We start from the raw sequence: 1525 nt of genomic DNA, 5'->3' as shown, positions 1-1525 counted from the left end.
TTATAAATTTGCTTATCGAGAATTCTGACGAATATAAAAATTTTCTTGCTCGTAAGGCTGCCGAAGATAAAGAGCCTAAACTATTCGCATAGTCGCTATTTTAAAGGGGGTTAAGGGGGTGAAACCCTCCTTACGAGCACCCGCAGGATATACAAAACCGCAAGGATTTTGTATATACAAGGGGTATGCTCGCCCATAATAAAAATATACTTTTCAACTATAATTTTGTCGGACATTTTCGGCGTTAAAGCCTATCCTGCAATCAATAAAAAAGATGGGGTATGGGGTTATTACCCCATAAGTGTGGAGCATTAGGGCAACGCCCGCCCTAAGTGCTAATTAGAGAGCATAAACGCCGAAAAGCTCAAAACAAGGGGCCCCACGTCAGTGGGGAAGTGTTTTGAGCGGAAGGCTCTTGGCTATATATAATATAAGTGTGTAACCTACAAACTCCAAAAATTGGCAATTCTTGTCAAATTAATAAAAAACTCTTACCTTTAAGTTTTTGCACTGATCGAATTAAATTTTATAGCTGATTTTTGTGTTTGAATTTGGGGGGTTACTACGACACCCCCCAATGGGTGACTTGTGACATGTGACGTAAGTTTATTTTAAGTTATATTGTGACACAATTCAAGTATCAAAAAAAAAGAGAACCTGAAACACCTTTTTAAATTTATGGTTCTCTTTTTTAGAATGGAGTTAAATTATGGCACAAGATGCTAAAAATGTCAAAAAGAGAAACTGGGCTTTTGTTGCATACCCTGAGAGTATGCCAACCAACTGGCTTGAAATATTGCAAGAAACAGGCGCACCTATTGCTATTTCACCGCTACACGATAAAGATTTGAATGCTGATGAACACGAGAAAAAGGCACATTATCACGTAATTTGTTGCTGGGACGGTCCAGTTCGTTTTACTCAAGCCGAAAAATTGGCAAAATCTGTTAATGGCACAATTCCTATTCCTTTAGAGAGCATACGGGGCTATTATCGATATTTTACTCATAAAGACAACCCAGAGAAGCACCAGTATGATGAAAGCGAAATAAAGTGCCTTAATGGCTTTGCAATTACTGATTTTGTTGAGCTTAGTAAAAGTGAAGTAGTAAAAATTAAATATGATATTCTTGATTTGATAGAAAAGAACGGTTTTTGTGAATATTATGATTTGATTGAGTTTTTAAAAAATGACAATATTGAACGATTAGAAATAGCAATGAATAACACATTATTTTTTAATACTTATCTAAAATCAAAGAGACATAAGGGGTTAAAAAATGGCATTTCCTAAAAAGCACGAAAAAAGTAAAACTAGGGGGATAAGAATTAGCTGTGTCACAGATGAATTTTTAAAAGATTTATCAAGTAAAGATAAAGATTTTACTGCCAATGATTTTATAAATTTGCTTATCGAGAATTCTGACGAATATAAAAATTTTCTTGCTCGTAAGGCTGCCGAAGATAAAGAGCCTAAACTATTCGCATAGTCGCTATTTTAAAGGGGGTTAAGGGGGTGAAACCC

2 protein-coding genes are annotated in these 1525 nt (G+C 35.5%); both read left to right on the top strand.

Annotation, left to right across the window (positions count from 1 at the left end):
* The first annotated feature begins 709 nt into the window (after nt 1-709).
* On the top strand, nt 710-1294 hold the full coding sequence (locus tag CYP51_RS01565) for a replication protein (RefSeq protein WP_103596120.1): 585 nt from the start codon (nt 710-712) through the stop codon (nt 1292-1294).
* Nucleotides 1281-1490 (top strand): hypothetical protein, encoded by a 210-nt coding sequence (locus CYP51_RS01560; RefSeq protein WP_087583823.1) that lies wholly within the window; start codon nt 1281-1283, stop codon nt 1488-1490. Before CYP51_RS01565 ends, CYP51_RS01560 begins: the two co-directional genes overlap by 14 nt.
* The last annotated feature ends 35 nt before the right edge of the window (nt 1491-1525 follow it).

The organism is Campylobacter concisus, from assembly GCF_002912895.1.
GTDB lineage: Bacteria > Campylobacterota > Campylobacteria > Campylobacterales > Campylobacteraceae > Campylobacter_A > Campylobacter_A concisus_G.
The sequence above is the reverse complement of the archived record's forward strand: the minus strand, read 5'-3'. Positions and strand labels throughout refer to the sequence as shown.